Genomic DNA, 1,981 nt, shown 5'->3' on the forward strand with positions numbered 1-1,981 from the left:
ATGTAAGATTAAATCTCAACTATTACACCTAAACGACGATAGTTTTTTATGCAACAAAATTTACAAGCAGCATAAGAATTTATTCTACTAAAAACTGTTAGTTATCACCACCTAACAAGCTAATACTATCATTTATATTTGCACTTACTTTCAAGCTACTTGCTTGCATCCGAATCTAAAACTCTGTTATCGCCTTGAAAGTCAACTAATTTAGATTAGCCTTGATTCAATCTAGGCTTAAGCCTATTTACCTAATTAATTCCATAGTTGCTTATTAAAAATTTTTATGCTTATTTTATGCTTAATTGTAATTAAATAATTTTTTAATCTACGATAAAGTGCAATAATCATTACCTGTAGTCTTAACTTCTTCTATTTTATTTATTTCCTCTGAATTTTCATCAGGTAAGCACAATATAGTTGTTTCATTAATTGAATTAATATTTTTATATATATAAGAAAGAGTAAAAGGGTAAGCTTTTGTAAAGTCACATACTTTTTTTAACTTGGTTTCAATATCACTAACCTGTTGCTCCCTTAAATACTCTTTTAATAATTGTTTATCAGCTATGCGATAAAAGTTTAAAGCCATAAAATTTTTAAGGTTAAAAGTTATATTTTCATTATCAATAGAAAAAAGATTATTTATAAATAATGATAATTTCCTTACATATTCTTTATTACGATCAATTAGTGGTTTAATTTTCTTTGTTTCTTCGTATAAAATTTCTTCGTAGCAGTATTCAGTTCCCACTATTTCTACATACTTATCTGCTAAAAAAATTGTACAATTAGTGATAGTATAATTCGTTTGTATAGCTTGGGTAATTGCTTCTATCCCGGTATGTTCTATTAAACTCTCTTCAAGTTCAAAATGTGTTAAGGTAGTATCTGTCCTAAGAAACTTAGCAATTTCTATTGCATCTTCATCCCATAAATATTCAAGTTTAAGTTTAGTAGCACCATTCGTTAAACTTGTCGCTTCCTTGGTAAATCCTTTTTGCTTTAAAAATTCTATTAATTCTTTCATATTTCTATTATTATTAAATTCTGTAAATTTTAATATTTTGTTAAAAATAAGCTTATAGACAGATAATAAGGGGTTTTAAGAATGCAATAGAAATTTAATTAAAGGTGTAAATAAATAAATTGAGGTTGATTTAAGAAATATACAAAGTTAGTTTTTTTTGATAATATTTAAAATTCGGAATTTAAAAGAGATTTAATACAAAAATTAGACATTTGGGAACATAAAAGGAACATTCAAAGTTTTTGCTAAATTTCAAAAAGCTCTGAAACCCTTGTAGGAACTGGTGGAGACAAAGGGAATCGAACCCTTGACCCTCTGCGTGCAAAGCAGATGCTCTACCCCTGAGCTATGCCCCCGATTGTGGAGAAGATATATTGTTTGTAAGTAATTAAGATAAGCTTTTAACTAATCCCCAAGGCAATGGCTGACCGTTACTTCCTACGACTAAATCCCCGGAAGATTCATATTCAGCAGCTAGAAAGGAATTTTGAGCAGCAATAAGCTTTACCGGTTTGATTTTCTGACCGTTATGAAAATATTCTTTAGCTTGTTCCCTAGAAGTCGGGTTATTTTTGGAAGCTGTTTTTGCTTTAGCTTTAGACATACACTATTAACTTTTTTTTAAACTTGTGAAGAATATAAAACTTTTTCCTAAACTTGTCAATAACTACCGTCTAGTATCTGCAGAAAATTGTTATTCTTCCGCTATTATTCACTTTCACCGACTAATGCTACTTTAAATTATGCTATTTCTGATACCGTTTTTCCGTCATATATACTAAACCCTACTCCTCTAAATTCTACTTTTGCGTTGGTATCAGCACCATATGATACTAACAGTTTATATATTTCATCATCCTTAATATCTTTAGAAGCATATCTAACGTTTTTAGCAACCGTATGTAACGGTGTTTCTCCGTATTTTCGGTCATGCCTCCATATTGCAGTTAC

Annotated in this window: 3 protein-coding genes and 1 tRNA gene; all 4 read right to left on the reverse strand. The window is 29.4% G+C overall.

What is annotated here, in order from left to right:
* Positions 1-328: 328 nt before the first annotated feature.
* Complete coding sequence (locus KYQ89_RS00035) at positions 329-1,030, reverse strand: hypothetical protein (protein ID WP_218459765.1); 702 nt, start codon at positions 1,028-1,030, stop codon at positions 329-331.
* 281 nt (positions 1,031-1,311) lie between these two features.
* Positions 1,312-1,386: transfer RNA gene (locus KYQ89_RS00040), tRNA-Ala, on the reverse strand.
* Between the two features lie 32 nt (positions 1,387-1,418).
* The gene (locus KYQ89_RS00045) at positions 1,419-1,634 is read right to left on the reverse strand and encodes a hypothetical protein (protein WP_014412567.1); all 216 of its coding nucleotides are present in this window, start codon (positions 1,632-1,634) and stop codon (positions 1,419-1,421) included.
* 137 nt (positions 1,635-1,771) lie between these two features.
* Complete coding sequence (locus tag KYQ89_RS00050; RefSeq protein WP_218459766.1) at positions 1,772-1,972, reverse strand: ankyrin repeat domain-containing protein; 201 nt, start codon at positions 1,970-1,972, stop codon at positions 1,772-1,774.
* Between the last annotated feature and the right edge of the window lie 9 nt (positions 1,973-1,981).

The organism is Rickettsia sp. TH2014, from assembly GCF_019249195.1.
Lineage (GTDB): Bacteria > Pseudomonadota > Alphaproteobacteria > Rickettsiales > Rickettsiaceae > Rickettsia > Rickettsia felis.